The 17,346-nt window shown below is 73.7% G+C and carries 13 protein-coding genes; 5 read left to right on the forward strand and 8 right to left on the reverse strand.

The annotated features are described in order from the left end of the window. The first annotated feature begins 34 nt into the window (after nt 1–34). Entirely contained in the window at nt 35–3,274 is a 3,240-nt protein-coding gene (locus ACPFP2_RS19100; protein ID WP_424090527.1) for a penicillin acylase family protein, read from the forward strand. A 47-nt stretch (nt 3,275–3,321) separates the two neighbouring features. Here the strand turns inward: ACPFP2_RS19100 and ACPFP2_RS19105 are convergent, their stop codons facing one another. The 3 genes from ACPFP2_RS19105 to rsgA form a co-directional block, all read right to left on the reverse strand. Next, nucleotides 3,322–3,813: a Rieske 2Fe-2S domain-containing protein gene (locus ACPFP2_RS19105; protein WP_424090528.1), complete on the reverse strand. Its 492-nt coding sequence runs from the start codon at nt 3,811–3,813 to the stop codon at nt 3,322–3,324. Nucleotides 3,814–3,968: 155 nt separating this feature from the next. After that, on the reverse strand, nt 3,969–6,914 hold the full coding sequence (gene uvrA, locus ACPFP2_RS19110; protein WP_424090529.1) for an excinuclease ABC subunit UvrA: 2,946 nt from the start codon (nt 6,912–6,914) through the stop codon (nt 3,969–3,971). A gap of 197 nt (nt 6,915–7,111) precedes the next feature. Continuing rightward, the gene (gene rsgA / locus ACPFP2_RS19115) at nt 7,112–8,191 is read right to left on the reverse strand and encodes a ribosome small subunit-dependent GTPase A (RefSeq protein ID WP_424090530.1); all 1,080 of its coding nucleotides are present in this window, start codon (nt 8,189–8,191) and stop codon (nt 7,112–7,114) included. 229 nt (nt 8,192–8,420) lie between these two features. Here rsgA and ACPFP2_RS19120 point away from each other — a divergent pair, with 229 nt between their 5' ends. Continuing rightward, on the forward strand, nt 8,421–9,137 hold the full coding sequence (locus tag ACPFP2_RS19120; RefSeq protein ID WP_424090531.1) for a maleylpyruvate isomerase family mycothiol-dependent enzyme: 717 nt from the start codon (nt 8,421–8,423) through the stop codon (nt 9,135–9,137). An 8-nt stretch (nt 9,138–9,145) separates the two neighbouring features. Further along, on the forward strand, nt 9,146–9,799 hold the full coding sequence (locus ACPFP2_RS19125) for an MBL fold metallo-hydrolase (RefSeq protein WP_424090532.1): 654 nt from the start codon (nt 9,146–9,148) through the stop codon (nt 9,797–9,799). A gap of 16 nt (nt 9,800–9,815) precedes the next feature. Here ACPFP2_RS19125 and ACPFP2_RS19130 read toward each other — a convergent pair whose 3' ends face one another. Further along, entirely contained in the window at nt 9,816–10,439 is a 624-nt protein-coding gene (locus ACPFP2_RS19130; RefSeq protein ID WP_424090533.1) for a DedA family protein, read from the reverse strand. A 137-nt stretch (nt 10,440–10,576) separates the two neighbouring features. Further along, nucleotides 10,577–11,260 (reverse strand): class I SAM-dependent methyltransferase, encoded by a 684-nt coding sequence (locus tag ACPFP2_RS19135; protein WP_424090534.1) that lies wholly within the window; start codon nt 11,258–11,260, stop codon nt 10,577–10,579. Between the two features lie 184 nt (nt 11,261–11,444). On the opposite strand from ACPFP2_RS19135, the gene ACPFP2_RS19140 reads away from it, so the two are divergent. Continuing rightward, nucleotides 11,445–11,648 carry a cold-shock protein gene (locus tag ACPFP2_RS19140; protein WP_088975147.1) on the forward strand — a complete coding sequence of 68 codons (204 nt, stop codon included), beginning with the start codon at nt 11,445–11,447 and terminating at the stop codon, nt 11,646–11,648. Between the two features lie 107 nt (nt 11,649–11,755). Here ACPFP2_RS19140 and ACPFP2_RS19145 read toward each other — a convergent pair whose 3' ends face one another. After that, nucleotides 11,756–12,640: a hypothetical protein gene (locus tag ACPFP2_RS19145; protein ID WP_424090535.1), complete on the reverse strand. Its 885-nt coding sequence runs from the start codon at nt 12,638–12,640 to the stop codon at nt 11,756–11,758. A 327-nt stretch (nt 12,641–12,967) separates the two neighbouring features. Next, nucleotides 12,968–13,483, reverse strand: a complete 516-nt coding sequence (locus ACPFP2_RS19150; RefSeq protein WP_424090595.1) for a MarR family winged helix-turn-helix transcriptional regulator — start codon at nt 13,481–13,483, stop codon at nt 12,968–12,970. A gap of 175 nt (nt 13,484–13,658) precedes the next feature. On the opposite strand from ACPFP2_RS19150, the gene ACPFP2_RS19155 reads away from it, so the two are divergent. Continuing rightward, the gene (locus ACPFP2_RS19155; RefSeq protein WP_424090536.1) at nt 13,659–15,785 is read left to right on the forward strand and encodes an MMPL family transporter; all 2,127 of its coding nucleotides are present in this window, start codon (nt 13,659–13,661) and stop codon (nt 15,783–15,785) included. A gap of 109 nt (nt 15,786–15,894) precedes the next feature. Here ACPFP2_RS19155 and ACPFP2_RS19160 read toward each other — a convergent pair whose 3' ends face one another. Beyond that, nucleotides 15,895–17,319, reverse strand: a complete 1,425-nt coding sequence (locus ACPFP2_RS19160) for a DedA family protein (protein WP_424090537.1) — start codon at nt 17,317–17,319, stop codon at nt 15,895–15,897. Between the last annotated feature and the right edge of the window lie 27 nt (nt 17,320–17,346).

Consider the following 17,346-nt stretch of genomic DNA (forward strand, 5'->3'; position numbering starts at 1 on the left):
CCCCGACTGATCCCCACCCCCTCGGAGGATCACCATGCACCGTCCCCCCACCACCGCCCGCCGTCTGCTCGCCGGCCTGAGCGCCGGCATCCTGGTGGCCGCCGTCCTGGTCGCCTCCCCCACCCCGTCGTCCGCCACCGCCGCGCCCGCCGCCGCGACCACCTCCTTCGCCGCCGGCGACTACTGCCTCGGTGAGTGCGCCGACATCCTGCCGCCCGGCCAGAACGGCAACGCCACCCTGGTCGAGATCCTCGGCAACCAGTCGGTCGGCACCCTGCCCCGGCACTCCGCCGACCAGCTCGGCCGCTACGCCGACCTGGTCTACTCCTACGCCGGCCTGAAGCAGGACCAGATCGGCTCGTTCTTCAACGACGCCTCCTTCGGGGTGCCGCCGACCCAGGTCGAACGGGACTACTCGCCCCGCTCCGACGTGCGGATCCTGCGGGACAAGGCCACCGGCGTCCCGCACATCACCGGCACCACCCGCGGCGGCACCATGTACGGCGCCGGCTACGCCGGGGCCGAGGACCGGCTGTTCACCATGGACCTGCTGCGGCACGTCGGCCGGGGCACCCTCACCCCGTTCGCCGGCGGCGCCCCGGGCAACCGGGCGCTGGAACAGAGCGTCTGGCGCAACTCGCCGTACACCGAGGCGGACCTGCGGGCGCAGGTCGAGGCGCTGCGCACCAAGGGCGGCGCGCGGGGCGAGCAGCTCTACGCCGACGTGCAGGAGTACATCGCCGGCATCAACGCCTACATCCGCACCTGCATGGCCAACCGGAACTGCCCCGGGGAGTACGTCCTCACCGGCCACCTCGACGCGATCACCAACGCCGGCGGCCCGCAGCCGTTCCAGATGACCGACCTGATCGCCATCGCCGGCGTGGTCGGTGGCCTCTTCGGCGGCGGAGGCGGCACCGAGATGCAGTCGGCGCTGGTGCGCATCGCCGCCCGCGCCCGCTACGGCACCGTCGAGGGCGACAAGGTGTGGCACGCCTTCCGGGCCCAGAACGACCCGGAGGCCGTGCTCACCCTGCACGACGGACAGAGCTTCCCGTACGGCGCCGCCGCGCCGGACGCCGCCAGCGTGGTGCTCCCGGACGCCGGCTCCGCCCGGGTGGAACCGGTGTTCACCGATCCCACCGGCTCCGCCACCACCGCGACCACCGGCTCCGGCTCCGCCGAACTCGCGGCGGCGCTGTCCGGGCTGACCGTGTCCCGGCAGCAGCGGGGCATGTCCAACGCGGTCGTGGTCGGCGCCGCGCACTCCGCCACCGGCCACCCGATCGCCGTCTTCGGCCCGCAGACCGGCTACTTCTCCCCGCAGCTGCTGATGGTGCAGGAGTTGCAGGGCCCCGGGATCAGCGCCCGGGGCGCCGCGTTCGCCGGGCTCAACCTCTACGTACTGCTCGGACGCGGGCAGGACTACGCCTGGAGCGCCACCTCCTCGGTCCACGACATCACCGACACGTACGCGCTGCCGCTGTGCACCACCGACGGCAGCGCGCCGACCCTGGCCAGCAACCGCTACCTGTACCGGGGCTCCTGCCTGCCGATGGAGGAGCTCTCGCACGTCAACCGGTGGAGCCCGACCGTCGCCGACGGCACACCCGCCGGGTCGTACAAGCTCGTCGCCTGGCGTACCAACCTCGGGCTGGTCGGCTGGCGGGGCACGGTGGGCGGCCGACCGCACGCCTTCACCCAGCTGCGCTCCACGTACCGGCACGAGGCCGACTCGGCGATCGGCTTCCAGATGTTCAACGACCCGGCGCAGATGGGCACGGCCGACGCCTTCGTCGCCTCGGCGAACAACGTGGAGTACGCCTTCAACTGGTTCTACGTCAACTCCACCCAGTCGGCGTACTTCAACTCCGGACTCAACCCGCTACGCGCCGCCGGCTCCGACCCGAACCTGCCGATGCGGGCCGAGGAGGCGTACGAGTGGCAGGGCTACGACCCGGCGACGAACACCGCCGCGTACGCCCCGCTGGCCGCCCACCCCCGCTCGGTCGACCAGGACTACTACATCAGCTGGAACAACAAGCAGGCCAAGGACTTCGGCGCCGCCGACGGCAACTTCAGCTTCGGCGCGGTACACCGCGGCGACCTGCTCGACCGGCCGATGAAGGCGGCCGTCGCGGCCGGGCGCACGTTCGACCGGGCCGCGCTGACCGCGCTGGTGCAGCAGGCCGGTCTGACCGACCTGCGCGGCGTCGAGGTGCTCGACGAACTGATCCGGGTGCTGGAGAGCCAGCCCGTCGCCGACCCCGCGCTGGCCACCGAGATCAGCCGGCTGAAGGCGTGGCGGCAGGCCGGCGCGCTGCGGGTGGAGACCGCCAAGGGCAGCAAGGTCTACCGGCACGCGGAGGCGATCCGCACCTTCGACGCCTGGTGGCCGCTGCTGGTCCGGGGGATGTTCCGGGCGCCGCTCGGCGCGGACCTCTACCAGTCGCTGGTCAACGCCCTGCAGATCAACGAGTCCCCCTCCGGCCACCAGCAGGGCGACGCGTCGAACCTGCCCGGCTCCGCCAACGAGGCCCAGGCGCACAAGGGATCGGCGTTCCAGTACGGCTGGTGGGGCTACGTGGACAAGGACCTGCGCGCGGTGCTCGGCGACCCGGTCCGCGGCGGGCCCGGCCGGACCTTCTGCGGCGGCGGTGACCTCGCCGGCTGCCGGCAGATCCTGCTCGACACCCTGCGCACCGCGGCGGGCACCCCGGCGAGCACGACCTACCCCGGTGACGCCTCCTGCGCCGCCGGCGACCAGTGGTGCGCCGACGCGATCGTCCAGTCCCCGCTGGGCGGCATCAGGCACGCCACGATCGCCTGGCAGAACCGGCCGACCTACCAGCAGGTGGTCTCGTTCCCGGCCCGCCGGGGCGACGACCTGACCAACCTCGCCGCCGGCCGACCGGCCACGGCGTCCAGCAGCGAGTTCCTGCGCGGCCCGGGCCGGGCGGTCGACTCCGACCTCGGTACCCGCTGGGCGAGTTCCTGGTCGGACGACCAGTGGCTCGCCGTCGACCTCGGCTCGGCACGGCAGGTCGGCCGGGTGGTCCTGGCCTGGGAGTCGGCGTACGCCCGGTCGTACCGGATCGAGGTCTCCACCGACGGGAGCGCCTGGCGGGAGGTCTGGTCGACCACGGCCGGCGACGGCGGCACCGACGTGGTGGCGTTCCCGGCCCAGAGCGCCCGGTACGTCCGCGCGCGCGGGCTGACCCGGGCCACCTCGTACGGCTTCTCGCTCTGGGAGCTGGCGGTGTACGCCCGCTGACCGGTGACCCCGGCCGGCGCGCTGACCCCGCGCCGGCCGGGAGCCGGTCAGGCGATCATGATCTGGTCGCCGTTCACCTTGATCTGCTTGGGCGCGAGCGGCTTGGTCGCCGGGCCCTTCTTCACCGCGCCGTCGGTGATGGCGAACTGGCTGCCGTGGCAGGTGCAGTTGATCGTGCCGCCGTCGATGTTCGACACCGGGCAACCCTTGTGGGTGCAGATCAGGTCGAAACCCTTGAACTCCCCCGGGCTCGGCTGGGTGACCACCACGCCCCGCTCGGCGAAGATCGCGCCACCGCCGACCGGGATGTCGGTCGTCCTGGCCAGCGGCGCGGCGGCGGTGTCCCGGTTGCCGCCGCCGGCGTCCGGCACGTCCGTCACGCCCGGCCCGCCACTGGTCGGGGCGGTGCTCGGCGCGCCACCGTCGTCGTCACCGCCGCAGGCGGCCAGCGCCACCGACGCCCCCACCGCGCCGGCGCCGGCGAGCAGGGCACGCCGTGTGCGCGGGCCGGGCCCGGTCAGCACCTGATCGTCACTCATCTCCGGCCTCTCTCTCGACGTGCCGCCGCCGGTCGTGGATCGCGGCCGCACTCGTGCACACGCACCACTGTGCCGGACGGTTCACCGTCGCACCGCCGGACCCGGAGACGGCGACGGGCGGGCCGGTCACCCGGCCCGCCCGTGGTACGCCCCGCTCAGCGCGCCCCGGCCGGCACCTTGCGGGTACGCGACTTCGCCGCGCCGCCGTTGGCCCTGGCCGCCCGGGTGGTGGCCGCCTTGGCCCCCTTGGCCTGGCCGTCGAGCTTCAGCATCGGCCGCAGGAACTGGCCGGTGTGGCTCTCGGGCACCTCGGCGACCTCCTCCGGGGTGCCGGTGGCGAGCACCGTGCCGCCCCGGTGGCCGCCCTCCGGACCCATGTCGATGATCCAGTCGGCGGACTTGATCACGTCCAGGTTGTGCTCGATGGTGATCACCGTGTTGCCCTTGTCGACCAGGCCCTCCAGCACCATCAGCAGCTTGCGGATGTCCTCGAAGTGCAGGCCGGTGGTCGGCTCGTCGAGCACGTAGACCGTCCGCCCGGTGGAGCGCTTCTGCAGCTCGGAGGCGAGCTTGACCCGCTGCGCCTCACCGCCGGAGAGCGTCGGCGCGGGCTGGCCCAGCCGCACGTACCCGAGACCCACGTCGACCAGGGTCTTCAGGTGCCGGTGGATGGCCGGGATGGCGGAGAAGAACTCCGCCGCCTCCTCGATCGGCATCTCCAGCACGTCGGAGACGGTCTTGCCCTTGTAGTGCACCTCCAGCGTCTCCCGGTTGTACCGGGCGCCCTTGCAGACCTCGCACGGGACGTAGACGTCGGGCAGGAAGTTCATCTCGATCTTGATGGTGCCGTCACCGGAGCACGCCTCGCAGCGGCCACCCTTGACGTTGAACGAGAACCGGCCCGGGCCGTACCCCCGGACCTTGGCCTCGGTGGTCTCGGCGAAGAGCTTGCGGACGTGGTCCCACACCCCCGTGTAGGTGGCCGGGTTGGACCGGGGGGTACGGCCGATCGGCGACTGGTCGACGCCGACGACCTTGTCCACGTGCTCCAGGCCGGTGACCCGGGTGTGCCGCCCGGGGACCAGCCGGGCGCCGTTGATCTGGTTGGCCAGCACCGCGTGCAGGATGTCGTTGACCAGCGTCGACTTGCCGGAACCGGAGACCCCGGTGACGGCGATGAGCTGGCCGAGCGGGAACGACACGGTCAGGTTGCGCAGGTTGTGCTCGCGCGCCCCGTGCACCACCAGCTCCCGCTCCGGGGTCTGCGGGCGGCGCTGCCGTGGCGTCGGGATCACCTTGCGCCCCGACAGGTACGCCCCGGTGACCGACTCGTCGTTCTCCAGCAGCGCCGGCACCGAGCCGCTGTGCACGATCTTCCCGCCGTGCTCGCCCGCGCCGGGGCCGATGTCGACGATCCAGTCGGCGACCCGGATGGTGTCCTCGTCGTGCTCGACCACGATCAGGGTGTTGCCCAGGCCACGCAGCCGCAGCAGGGTCTCGATCAGGCGATGGTTGTCGCGCTGGTGCAGGCCGATGGAGGGCTCGTCGAGCACGTACAGCACGCCGACCAGCCCGGAGCCGATCTGGGTGGCGAGCCGGATGCGCTGCGCCTCGCCGCCGGAGAGGGTGCCGGCCGCCCGGTCCAGGGAGAGGTAGTCCAGACCGACGTCGAGCAGGAACCGCAACCGGGCGTTGATCTCCTTGAGCACCCGCTCGGCGATCATCTTCTGCCGGTCGGTCAGCTCGATGCCGGCGAGCAGGTCGGCGGCCTCACCGACGGAGAGGTTGCACACCTCGGCGATGCTCTTGCCGGCCAGGGTCACCGCGAGCACCTCCGGCTTGAGCCGGGCGCCGCCGCAGGCCGCGCAGGGCACGTCGCGCATGTACCCCTCGTACTTCTCCCGCGACCACTCCGACTCGGTGTCGGAGTGCCGCCGCTCGATCCACTGCACCACGCCCTCGAAACCGGTGTAGTAGGAGCGCTCGCGGCCGTACTTGTTGCGGTAGCGCACGTGCACCTGGTCGTCGGAGCCGTGCAGGATCGTCTTCTGCGCCCGCGACGGCAGCGCCCGCCACGGCGTGTCGACGTCGAAGTGCTGGGCCTCGCCGAGCGCCTCCAGCAGGCGCAGGAAGTATTCCAGGTTGTGCCCGGTCGCCCAGGGCTGGATCGCGCCCTCGCGCAGGGTGCGCTCCGGGTCGGGAATGAGCAGCTCCGGGTCGACCTCCTTCTTCGTGCCGAGGCCGGTGCACTCGGGGCAGGCGCCGTACGGGGCGTTGAAGGAGAAGACCCGCGGCTCCAGGTCCTCGATCGCCAGCGGGTGGTCGTTCGGGCAGGCCAGGTGCTCGGAGTAGCGCCGCTCCCGCTCCGGATCGTCCTCGGGCAGGTCGACGAAGTCGAGCAGGACCAGCCCGCTGGAGAGGCCGAGCGCGGCCTCGACCGAGTCGGTCAGCCGCTGCTTGGCGCCGGGCTTGACGCTGAGCCGGTCGATCACCACCTCGATGGTGTGCTTCTCCTGCTTCTTGAGCTTCGGCGGCTCGGTGAGCTGGTGCACCACGCCGTCGACCCGGGCCCGCGCGTAGCCCTTGGACTGCAGCTCGGCGAAGAGGTCGACGTACTCGCCCTTGCGGCCGCGCACGACCGGGGCGAGCACCATGAACCGGGTGCCCTCGGCCATCGCCAGGACCCGGTCGACGATCTGCTGCGGGCTCTGCCGGGAGATCCGCTCCCCGCAGACCGGGCAGTGCGGCTCGCCGATGCGGGCGAAGAGCAGCCGGAGGTAGTCGTAGACCTCGGTGATGGTGCCGACGGTGGAGCGCGGGTTGCGCGAGGTCGACTTCTGGTCGATGGAGACCGCGGGGCTCAGACCCTCGATGAAGTCGACGTCGGGCTTGTCCATCTGGCCGAGGAACTGCCGGGCGTACGACGACAGCGACTCGACGTAGCGGCGCTGACCCTCGGCGAAGATCGTGTCGAAGGCCAGGCTCGACTTGCCCGACCCGGAGAGCCCGGTGAAGACGATCAGAGCGTCCCGGGGCAGGTCGAGACTGACGTCACGCAGGTTGTGCTCGCGCGCGCCACGGATGATCAGTCGGTCGGCCACGGTGCGTGTGCTCCCGGAAGAAGAAAGTGAGGCGGATCTGTCCGCTCCGAGCGGGGTCTGAGCGGTTTTGACAGGCGCAGGGAAGACGCCTCGGCAACTCTAGCCCCGAGGTACGACAACTTCCCGCCCGTGCACATTCCCCCAGCTCAGCATGGTCGCGCCGGCCCAGGCGCGGGCCGGCGCGACCGCTGCGCGCCTCAGTGTCCGCCGGGTGACGGCGGCGACGCCGGACGCGCCGTGCGACGCCGCCCGCCCCGCCGGACGCCCCGCCGCTCGGCGGCGAGCCGGGTCTCCCGGCGGCGGCTCTCGAAGGCCACCTCCCGCTGCAACCGACGCCAGCTCTCCCAGCGCCGGACGGGCAGCTCCCCGTTCTCCAGCGCCTCGCGCACCGCGCAGGCCGGCTCGGCCTCGTGCGCGCAGTCGGCGTAGCGGCAGCCGGTGGCGAGTTCGGCGATGTCGGCGAACGCCCGGTCCAGGCCGGTGACGCCGTCGAGCAGCCCCACCGCGCGTACCCCCGGGGTGTCCAGCACCGCGCCCCCGCCGGGAACCGGCACCAGCGCCCGCCAGGTGGTGGTGTGCCGGCCCTTGCCGTCGGAGCGGCGGATCGCCTGGGTCGGCATGACGACCGCCCCGGCCAGGGCGTTGACCAGGCTCGACTTGCCCGCCCCGGAAGGGCCGAGCAGCCCGAGGGTCCGGCCCGGCGCGACGAACGGCCGCAGCGCCTGGAGGCCGACGCCCCGCTCGGCGCTGACCGGCAGCACCGGCACCCCGGGCGCCACGGCGGCGAGCTGCCGGGCCACCTGCGCCGGGTCGGCGGCCAGGTCGACCTTGGTGAGCACGACCAGCGGACGCGCACCGGACTCGTGGGCCAGGGAGAGCAGCCGCTCGATCCGGGCGACGTCCGGCTCGGGGTGCACCGGCTCGACGACCGCGGCGGCGTCGAGGTTGGCGGCGAGTACCTGCCCGCTGGCGTCCTTGCCCGCCGTGCGGCGCACCAGCGCGCTGCGGCGCGGCAGCACCACGTCGACGGTCACCGGCCCGTCGGGCCAGGTGGCGAGCAGCACCCAGTCGCCCGCGCAGGGCAGGGCGGTCAGGTCACGGGCCGCGGCGGCCAGCACCGCCGGGCCCAGGCTGGCGCGGACGGGACCGTCCGCGCAGAGCACGGTGCAGACGCCGCGGTCCACCCGGGCCACCCGGCCCGGTCGGCGGTCGGGGCGGCGTCGCGCGTACGCCGCCCGCTCGGCGTCGAGGCCGAGGGCGGCAAGGTCGATGGTCATCGCATCCTCATCGGTGTCGGAACGGGGTGTGGCGGTGCACGCGTGCTACGACCGGCATGCTCACCACCTCCGTCCGTCGTCTGCGGCGCCCGCGTCCTGCGACGACTCCTGGCTCGGCGCGTCCGGCGCCGCGACCTGAAGCCGTCGGGCCAGACGGTAGGGGGCGCGGCGACGCGCCGAAAGCGATTTCCCCGGCGACGTGGCGGCCCGGTGCCGCTAGGGTCGGTGCGTGACCACGGATCCGCTGCTGCTGGCCGGCGAGGTGGACGACGCCACGGCCCGGCTGCTGCGTACCGCCGCTTCCCTCGACGCCGCGGCCGTCGCGGCACCCTCGTTGCTGCCCGGCTGGACCCGCGGTCACGTCCTGGCCCACCTGGCCCGCAACGCCGACGGCTTCGTCAACCTGCTCACCTCGGCCCGCACCGGCGAGCAGCTGCCGATGTACGCCAGCCCCGCCGCCCGCGCCGCCGACATCGAGGCCGGTGCCGCCCGGGTGCCGGACGCCCACCTGGACGACCTGCGTCGCTCCGCGCAGCGCTTCGCCGAGGCGGTCGCCGCCATGCCGGTGCAGGCGTGGTCCGCGACGGTCGAGACGCGGCGCGGCCCGTGGCCGGCGGCCATGCTGGTCTGGGGCCGGCTGCGGGAGGTCGAGGTGCACCACGTCGACCTGGCCGCCGGCTACCGGCCGACCGACTGGCCGCCGGCGTTCGCCGGGCACCTGCTGCACGAGGTGGCGGGCGGGCTCGCCGAGCGGTCCGACGCCCCGGCGATGGTGCTGCGGTACGACGGCAGTCGGCACGAGCTGGTGATCGGCGACCGCGAGACCGCGCCCCTGGTCACCGGCTCCCCCGCCGAGCTGGCCGCCTGGTTGATCGGCCGCAGCAGCGGCGACGGGCTGACCGTCACCCCGGACGGCGCCCTGCCGACCCCACCGGAATGGATATAGACAACGTCATGAGCTACACCGGAGACGTCACCGGCGGCGGCGCGCCCGCCGTGCGCGAGCTGGACGGGCTCACCGTCACCAAGATCTCGGTCGGCCCGATGGACAACAACGCCTACCTGCTGCGGTGCCGCAACACCGGCGAGCAGGTGCTGATCGACGCGGCGAACGAGGCGCCCCGCCTGCTGGAACTGCTCGGCGACGGCGGCCTGGCCGCCGTGGTCACCACGCACCGGCACATGGACCACTGGGTGGCGCTGGAGGAGGTCGTGGCCAAGACCGGCGCCCGCGCCCTGGTGCACGCCGACGACGCCGAGGGGCTGCCCATCGAGGCGGAGACCCTCACCGACGGCGACACCGTGCCGGTCGGAAACTGCGCCCTGGAGGTGATCCACGTCAAGGGCCACACCCCGGGCTCCATCGCGCTGCTGTACCGGGACCCGGCCGGGAGCCCGCACCTGTTCACCGGGGACTCGCTCTTCCCCGGCGGGGTGGGCAACACCGAGCAGGACCCGCAGCGCTTCGGCCAGCTCATCGACGACGTGGAGCACAAGCTCTTCGACCGGCTGCCCGACGAGACCTGGTTCTACCCGGGGCACGGCCGGGACAGCACCCTCGGCGCGGAGCGCCCGTCGTTGCCACAGTGGCGCGCCCGGGGCTGGTGAGGCGTCGCGGCGCCGGTCAGCCCGGCTGACCGGCGCCGGTCACCGCCCGCAGCTGCCGCCGGGTGCCCAGCAGCACCACGCCGGCCAGCGCCAGCCCGACCGTCGTGGTGACGAGCACCGGACTGCCGTCGCCGGGCAGCAGCCCGGCCAGCGACCGCGACGCCGTCCCCAGCGCCAGGTACAGGCCCGCCCAGAGCACCGCGCCCGTCGTGGCGCAGGCGGCGAACCTGCGGTACGACATGCGCAGCCCGCCGGCGGCCAGGGGCAGCAGGGCGTTGAACACCGGCAGGAACGGCGCGACCAGCACCATCCGCCCGCCCCCGGTGCGCAGGATGTCCTCGGCGGCGGCCCAGCGGACCTCGCCGATCCAGCCGCCGACGCGACTGTGCCGCAGCCGTTCGCCGTAGACCCGGCCGGCGGCGAAGCTCAACGACCAGCCGGCGACGCAGCCGGCCACCACCGCCACGAGGGTCGGCGCGCCGGCCGCCGGGGAGCCCAGGCCCACCGCCGCCAGGATCGCCACGTCGCCGGGGACCAGCACACCGAGCAGGGGTACGGCGTCGGCGAGCATCACCAGCCCCAGCACCCCCATCAGCAGTGCGGTGGGCAGTTCCCCGATCTGGACCACGACATCCGGCATGGCCACGACGCTACGGTCGGGCCCGGCGGCGCACATCCGGCCCGATCCCCCACCGTGCCCTGATCCCGGCTCGGGGTCACCCCTGAGCCGGCCACCGCGCGGCGCGTCGTTGCCGGCACGTCGCCGCCGGGGGCGGGTCAGCGGGGCCGGAGCACCTGGACCCGGCGCACCGGTGAGTCGACGGACGGCTCGGTGGTGGGCACCGGGTAGCTCGCCACCACCTCCAGCGCGTCGGTGGGCAGGTGACCTCGGTCGGGGTCGCCGACCAGCACGAGCGCGCCGGCGGACGCCGCGCGGCGCAGGAACGGCAGCACCCGGCCGGCGAGGTCGCGGTCGTAGAGGGCGTCCCCGGCGACGAGCAGGTCGACGCCGGACCCGTCGCCGTCGAGCAGGTCACCCCCGGTGGCCGCCACGACCACCCCGTTGGCCCGGGCGTTGACGGTCACCGCCGCCACCGCGTACGGGTCGATGTCGTTGGCGGCGACCCGGTCGGCGCCGGCCAGCGCGGCGGCGATGGCCACCAGCCCGGAGCCGGCGGCCAGGTCCAGCACCCGCCGCCCGGCGGCCAGCTCGGGATGGTCGAGCAGGTGGCGGGCGAGCGCCTGGCCCCCCGCCCACGCCGACGCCCAGTACGGCGGCGGCAGGGCGCGGCCGGCTGCCGCCTCCATCCGGGCCCACCAGACGATCGCGTCCTCGGCGAGCAGCAGCGACACCTCGGGCACGAACGGGGTGGGGACCAGCCGGAGGCGGTCCAGCCCGTCCCCGGGAGCGGCGATCTCACGCTCCAGGACGGCCAGCGCCGCCGTGCTCGGTCCGCTCACCGGTCGAGCATGCCGGACCCGACGGGCCGCCGGGCCGATTTTCCCCGCGACCCGCGACGTTTTCTCTCGACGCCCTTGCGGCACTTCGGCCGGCAAAAGGGGGGCCGGCCGGTTACTGTCAGGGGTGGAACAGGGCGATCATCCGCCGCGGCGGAGGTCACCCGTCTTGAACAGGGAGAGATGCATGGCAACCGGCACGGTCAAGTGGTTCAACTCGGAAAAGGGCTTCGGCTTCATCGAGCAGGACGGCGGGGGACCCGACGTCTTCGTCCACTACTCAGCGATCGCGAGCAGCGGTTACCGGGAACTGCAGGAGGCCCAGAAGGTCGAGTTCGAGGTGACCCAGGGGCAGAAGGGCCCGCAGGCGGACAACGTCCGTCCGCTGTAGGTCCGTGCCGGTGGCGGCGGCCGTCGGGCCGCCGCCACTGCGCGCTCTCCGGCGTACGCGCGGGTCGCGCCCGCCGTTCGTGGCGTACGCGCGGTCGCGCGCGCTGGTCAGGCCACCAGCCGCCGGGCCAGTTCGTCGGCGACCTGCTTGGCGACTGTCGGCGGGATCGCCGCGGCGATGTCCTCCGGCTTGAGCCCGGCGAGCACGCCCTGCACGATCGCCGGCTCGTCGGTGAAGTCCTTGTTCGTCAGCGCGGTCAACGCGGTCTGCAACGCGGTGAGCTGCGCGGCCAACGACTTCAGCGTCGGGTGCTGGACGACGAACGACGGGTTCGTGTGATCCTCGCCCAGGGCCATCCGGGTGTAGATCTGCCCGATCGGGTTGCGACCGTCCAGCACGGTCAGGTTCTTGTGGACGGTCTCCAGCCAGGTGTGCTCTTCGGGGGTCATGTCGTCGTCCTCCAGGAGTCCGATGGTGGTCAGGTAGCGGCGGAACAGCGGGGTCTGGTCCCGCTTGGCCTTGGTGGAGTCGCGGAAGAAGCTGAAGTGGGTGTGCCACAGGTGCGAGTCGTCGCCGGAGGTGCGCCTGCCGAGCCGGTCCCACCGGCGGACGGTCCTGCCGTCGGGTGAGTAGATGATCTCGCGGATGTCCCGGCTGTCCGGCGTGTTCGCCACGCACTGGGCCACGCACCAGGTGGAGAACGTGTAGAGGTTGTGGGTGCGGCCCCCCGATTGGACCTCGAACACGCCGACGTCCAGTGCCGAGGCGTCGAGGGTCAACCCCGAGGAGTCCCGGGTGGACTCGACGACCGAGTAGTCGTTGGTCACCACCCGGTCCGAGCCGCAGTGGTAGCCACCGCGGTGTGCGGCGTCGCCGACGATGCCGACCTCACCGGGTTCGAGGTCGTCGGCGCGTACGGTGTCGGGGTCGACGTTCAGGTGGTCGAGCAAGAGCCGACGGACGGCCAGCAGGTTGGCCGGGGCCGTGGTCATGGAGTCCCCTTTCCGCAACCGGCCCCGTCCTCGCCGGCTGCCTCAGCATCAGGCCAGGGGTCGGGCACGACGGTGACTCCGCGTAGGTGCCACGGGAGTTGAGGTGCAGTCCCGACCGCTGGTGCACGTCGTCGGGCGATGGTCGAACGATAGCCACGGAATTCCGAGAACTCCCAGGTCAGAGGCCCGTTCTTCAGATGGCAGAAACCTGTGAGGCAGCTGGGACGCACGGTGGCGGCCGTGACGGGAGTCTTCGACGACGGGTCGAGGGACGACACAGTCCGGTGCGGACAGTGACCGTTGCGCCGAGGGCGGCGCGGCGGCGGCTCAGCTCGCCGGACGGCGCGGCGGCTCCGGGCGCGCGGCCCGGACGGAGTCCCGGTGCTCCCGCATCGAGGCGACCATGGTGGCCAGGAAGCGGTGGACCACCGCCAGCTCCTCGTCGCTGAAGCGGGCCATCACCTCGTCGGTACGCCGGCCGAGCGGGCCGAAGAAGCTCATCGCCAGGGCGGCGCCCTGGTCGGCGTAGTGCAGGAGGACCTTGCGCCGGTCGGCGGTGTCCCGGTCGCGGCGGATGTGCCCGGCGCGCTCCAGCCGGTCGATCAGGGCGGTCACCGAGCCCGAGGAGAGGTTGAGCTGCTCGCCCAGGCGGCCCGGGGTGATCGGGTCGCCGGTCAGCTCGGCGTCCATCACCGCGATCAGCGCGTGCAGGTCGGTGGGGTTGAGCCCGTGCAGGTTGGCGAAGGCGTGCCCGATGTGCTGCGCGTCCACCGAGTAGCGCCGCAGGTCGTTGGTGATGTCCGCGATCATCTGCTGGCGCGGGTCGTCCCGCCGCCGGTACATGCCGTGCGATGCCACGTCTGGTCGCTTCCCCCTGTTTTTCCTCGCCCGCAGGCAGCATAGAGCAGCCGGCAACAATCTCGCCTGTCGAGATACTCGACAAGTTGCCATACTATCCTTGCTGAGCGAGACTCTTGAGAGTCGAGATTTCAACGTCGAGGGACCGTGAGGGCATCCGATGTCTCTGTTCACCCGCGTCGCGCGTAGCCGGCTGGCCGCCTGGCTCACCGTGGTGGCCGCGATCGTCTTCGGGGCGGTCGTCTTCGGGCTGCCCAAGCCCGACAACCCCGCCCCCGTCTCCTCCACCGGCCTCTCCGTCGAGTGGCAGTCGACCCAGGTCGAGAGGCTCCAGGAGCGGCTGCCGTCGAGCGACGCCCAACCGGCGATCGTGGTGGTCAGCCGCGACGACGCCGGCCCGCTGGCCGAGGCGGACCGGGCCGCCCTGGCGGCCTCCTCCGGCGACCTGGCCCGGCTCGCCGTCGGCGGGCGGGTCAGCCCCCCACAGGTCTCCCCCGACGGCACGGTCGCCCTGCTCGCCGTGCCGCTCTCCACCGCCGGTGGGCAGGAGGAGGTCGCCGAGCGCGTCGATCAGCTGCGCGCCGCGCTGACGGAGCTGCCCGACGGGCTCACCGCCGAGGTGACCGGCGGGCCCGCCTTCACCGCCGACCTCACCAAGGTCTTCGCCGGCGCCGACACCACCCTGCTCATCGTCACCGCCGGGGTCGTGGCGGTGCTGCTGCTCATCACCTACCGCAGCCCGTTCCTGTGGATCGTGCCGCTGGTCATCGTGGCGGCCACCGAGCAGCTGACCCTGCGGGCCCTCGACACAGTCGTCCCGGCCTTCGGCATCAACCTCGCCGGCGGCGCCGTCACCGGTATCGCGAGCGTCCTGGTCTTCGGCGCGGCCACCGACTACGCCCTGCTGCTCATCGCCCGCTACCGGGAGGAACTGGGCCGCGAGCAGGACCGCTTCGTCGCCATGCGGGCCGCCCTGCGGCGCACCGCCGAACCCATCCTCGCCAGCGGCTTCACGGTGGTCCTCGGCGTGCTCACCCTGCTGCTGTCCGAGCAGGAGCTCAACCGCGCCCTCGCGGTGGCCTGCGCCACCGGTGTGGTCCTCGCCATGCTCTCGGCGCTCTTCGTCCTCCCGGCCGCCCTGGTGATCTTCGGCCGCGGCCTGTTCTGGCCGTTCGTGCCCCGGGTCGGCGGCACGGTCCGCGAGGGCCGGCTCTGGGGCCGCCTCGGCGCCGCCGTGGTCCGCCGCCCGGCACCGGTCGCGCTGCTCGCCACCCTGCTGCTGGCCGGGCTCGCCGTCGGCGGGCTCGGGATCCGCACCGGCCTGTCCGAGACCGAGCAGTTCCGGGTCAAGCCCGAGGCGGTCGCCGGCGCGGAGACCCTCGCCAAGGCGTTCCCCGCCGGGACGACCCAGCCCGTCGCGGTGCTCACCGCCCCGTCGGCGGTACAGGCCGTCACCGACGCCGCCACCGCCGTGCCCGGGGTGGCCTCCGCGCGCCCCGGCGAGGCCGGCTCGGGTGTCGCGCAGGTCGACGTCGTGCTGGAGGCCGAGCCGGGCACCCCGGCCTCGGACCGTGCGATCGAGGCGCTGCGCGACGCCGTGGCCGCCGTACCCGGCTCCGCCCCGCCCGCCCTCGACGGCGTCGAGGAGTTCGACGGCGCGGTGGTCGGCGGCACCGTCGCCGCCACGTACGACTCGGACGAGGCCAACGGCAAGGACCTGCGGCTGATCCTGCCGATCATCCTGCTCCTGGTCGGCGCCGTCCTGGTGCTGCTGCTGCGGGGACTGGTCGCGCCGGTGCTGCTCGTGCTCACCGTCATCGCGTCCTTCTTCGCCAGCCTGGGCGCGGCGTGGCTGCTCTTCGACCACGTGCTCGGCTTCCCGGCGCTGGACAGCGGGGTCCTGCTGCTCGCGTTCGTCTTCCTGGTGGCCCTCGGCGTCGACTACAACATCTTCCTGGTCACCCGGGCCCGGGAGGACGCCCGCACCGCCGGCACCCGCGACGGGATGCTCTCCGCGCTGCGGGTCACCGGTGGGGTCATCACCAGCGCCGGCGTCCTGCTCGCCGCGGTCTTCGCCGTCCTCGGCGTCCTGCCGCTGATCACCCTGACCCAGATCGGGATCATCGTCTGCATCGGCGTCCTGCTCGACACCCTGCTGGTACGCACGGTGCTCGTGCCGGCGCTGGCGTTCCTGCTCGGCGACCGCTTCTGGTGGCCGGGCCGGATCGCCCGGGAGTCGGCGGCGGACGCCGCGCCCGAGCGGGAGCCCGTCGCCGCGCGCGACTGACCGGACCCATCGGGCCGGGGCGGGGGCGTGTCGCGCTCCCGCCCCGGCCCGTCCGCGCTCCGGGCGGGCACGTCGCCCACCGCACGTGACGGGCGTACCCGCGGGTCGATCACTCCCCGGTGGTGCTCCCGGCGCCCGAGCAGTCGGCGACCGGGGCGTGGGGCCGCGCGGGAGCGTGCGGGCCGGCGGGGGGCGGGCCCGCCGCCACCGCCCGGTCGCGAGTGATCCAGGCGATCACGAAGACGGCGGTCCAGGCCACCCCGAGCAGGATCGCGGTCGCCGTGCCGCTGGCCGTGCTCCAGCCCAGGTAGAGACGGGCCCCGCCGACCACCGCGATGCCGGCCGCCGCCGCGGTCCAGGCGGCCACCGCCAGCGGCCAGCGGGCGTCGCGGGACAGCAGCCAGGCCAGCGTGCAGAGACTCGCCGCCGCCACGGCGTTCTGGGTCGGGAACACCACGGCCGACCGGCCGGACGCGGTCGCGTCGGCAACCACGGCGAGCACCACCAGCGGCAGGAAGGCCCCGGCCGTGCCGAGGACGCTGAGCAGGTCCGCCCGCCAGGGCCGGTGCCGCCAGGCGAGCCCGGCGGCGACCCCCGTCACCAGCACGATGAGGTACGACCCGCGCAGCACCGAGACCGTCGTGAAGGCCACCTCCACCGCCCCCGGGGTACGGCGGTCGGCGAACCAGTCGGCGATCACGCCGTCGATCACGGCCAGCCCGCTCCAGCGCACCACCGCCTCCAGCAGCCAGGCGACGGCGAACCCGGCGACCGAGAGCAGTAGCAGGCCGGCGGCGAGGTTGACCAGCAGCGCCCCACCGGGGCCGACCTGCACGGCGATCAGGAAGAACAGGACGCCGTACCGCCCGGTGACCCAGCGCACCGGCGGCAGCGCGGCCGCCCGGGACAGCAGCGCTCGCACCGGGTCCGGGTGGCGGCCCAGCCAGCGGCCGGCCAGCACGATCGCGGCCAGCACCACCAGCAGCGTCAGCACCACGCCGGTGGCCCGCCCGAGCAGCCGGGAGACCGTCTCGTACGACTCGCCGGCCAGGTAGCCCAGCAGCACCGAGCCGCCCACCCAGCTCGCCACCCCGGCCACGTTCCACGGCACGAAGCGCCGGTACGGCATCCCGGCCGCGCCGGCCAGCCGGGGCACCAGGGTGCGGGCGAAGGCCACCCAGCGGGCGGCGTACACGCCCCGTCCGCCCAGCCGGTCCAGCATCGCGTCGGCGCGTGACCAGCGGTGCGGGCCGACCCGGGCGCCCAGTCCGGAGGCGCGCAGCCGGGGCCCGTACCGGCGACCGGACCGGAAGGCGAGTGTGTCCCCGATCACGGCCGCCCCGGTCATCACCAGCAGCGCCGGGGCGAGCCGTAGCGTCCCCGCGTACGCTAGGAAGCCGACCAGCAGCAGGGTCGCCTCTCCCGGCACCAGCAGACCGAAGATCACCGCGGTCTCGCCCGCGACGATCGTCGCGGCGACCAGGTAGATCACCAGGGTCGGCAGGCCCTGCAGTGACGTCAGCAGGTCATGCATCCGGTCCCCAGCACCACGGGGGCCAGC

It is taken from the genome of Micromonospora citrea, from assembly GCF_049629545.1.
Classification (GTDB): domain Bacteria; phylum Actinomycetota; class Actinomycetes; order Mycobacteriales; family Micromonosporaceae; genus Micromonospora; species Micromonospora citrea_A.

Excerpts from the sequence above, each read along its gene's own strand:
- ACPFP2_RS19100 (WP_424090527.1), top strand. The coding sequence starts at position 35 with ATGCACCGTCCCCCCACCACCGCCCGCCGTCTGCTCGCCGGCCTGAGC.
- ACPFP2_RS19105 (WP_424090528.1), bottom strand. The coding sequence starts at position 3,813 with ATGAGTGACGATCAGGTGCTGACCGGGCCCGGCCCGCGCACACGGCGT.
- rsgA (WP_424090530.1), bottom strand. The coding sequence starts at position 8,191 with ATGACCATCGACCTTGCCGCCCTCGGCCTCGACGCCGAGCGGGCGGCG.
- ACPFP2_RS19125 (WP_424090532.1), top strand. The coding sequence starts at position 9,146 with ATGAGCTACACCGGAGACGTCACCGGCGGCGGCGCGCCCGCCGTGCGC.
- ACPFP2_RS19130 (WP_424090533.1), bottom strand. The coding sequence starts at position 10,439 with ATGCCGGATGTCGTGGTCCAGATCGGGGAACTGCCCACCGCACTGCTG.
- ACPFP2_RS19140 (WP_088975147.1), top strand. The coding sequence starts at position 11,445 with ATGGCAACCGGCACGGTCAAGTGGTTCAACTCGGAAAAGGGCTTCGGC.
- ACPFP2_RS19145 (WP_424090535.1), bottom strand. The coding sequence starts at position 12,640 with ATGACCACGGCCCCGGCCAACCTGCTGGCCGTCCGTCGGCTCTTGCTC.
- ACPFP2_RS19150 (WP_424090595.1), bottom strand. The coding sequence starts at position 13,483 with ATGTACCGGCGGCGGGACGACCCGCGCCAGCAGATGATCGCGGACATC.
- ACPFP2_RS19155 (WP_424090536.1), top strand. The coding sequence starts at position 13,659 with ATGTCTCTGTTCACCCGCGTCGCGCGTAGCCGGCTGGCCGCCTGGCTC.
- ACPFP2_RS19160 (WP_424090537.1), bottom strand. The coding sequence starts at position 17,319 with ATGCATGACCTGCTGACGTCACTGCAGGGCCTGCCGACCCTGGTGATC.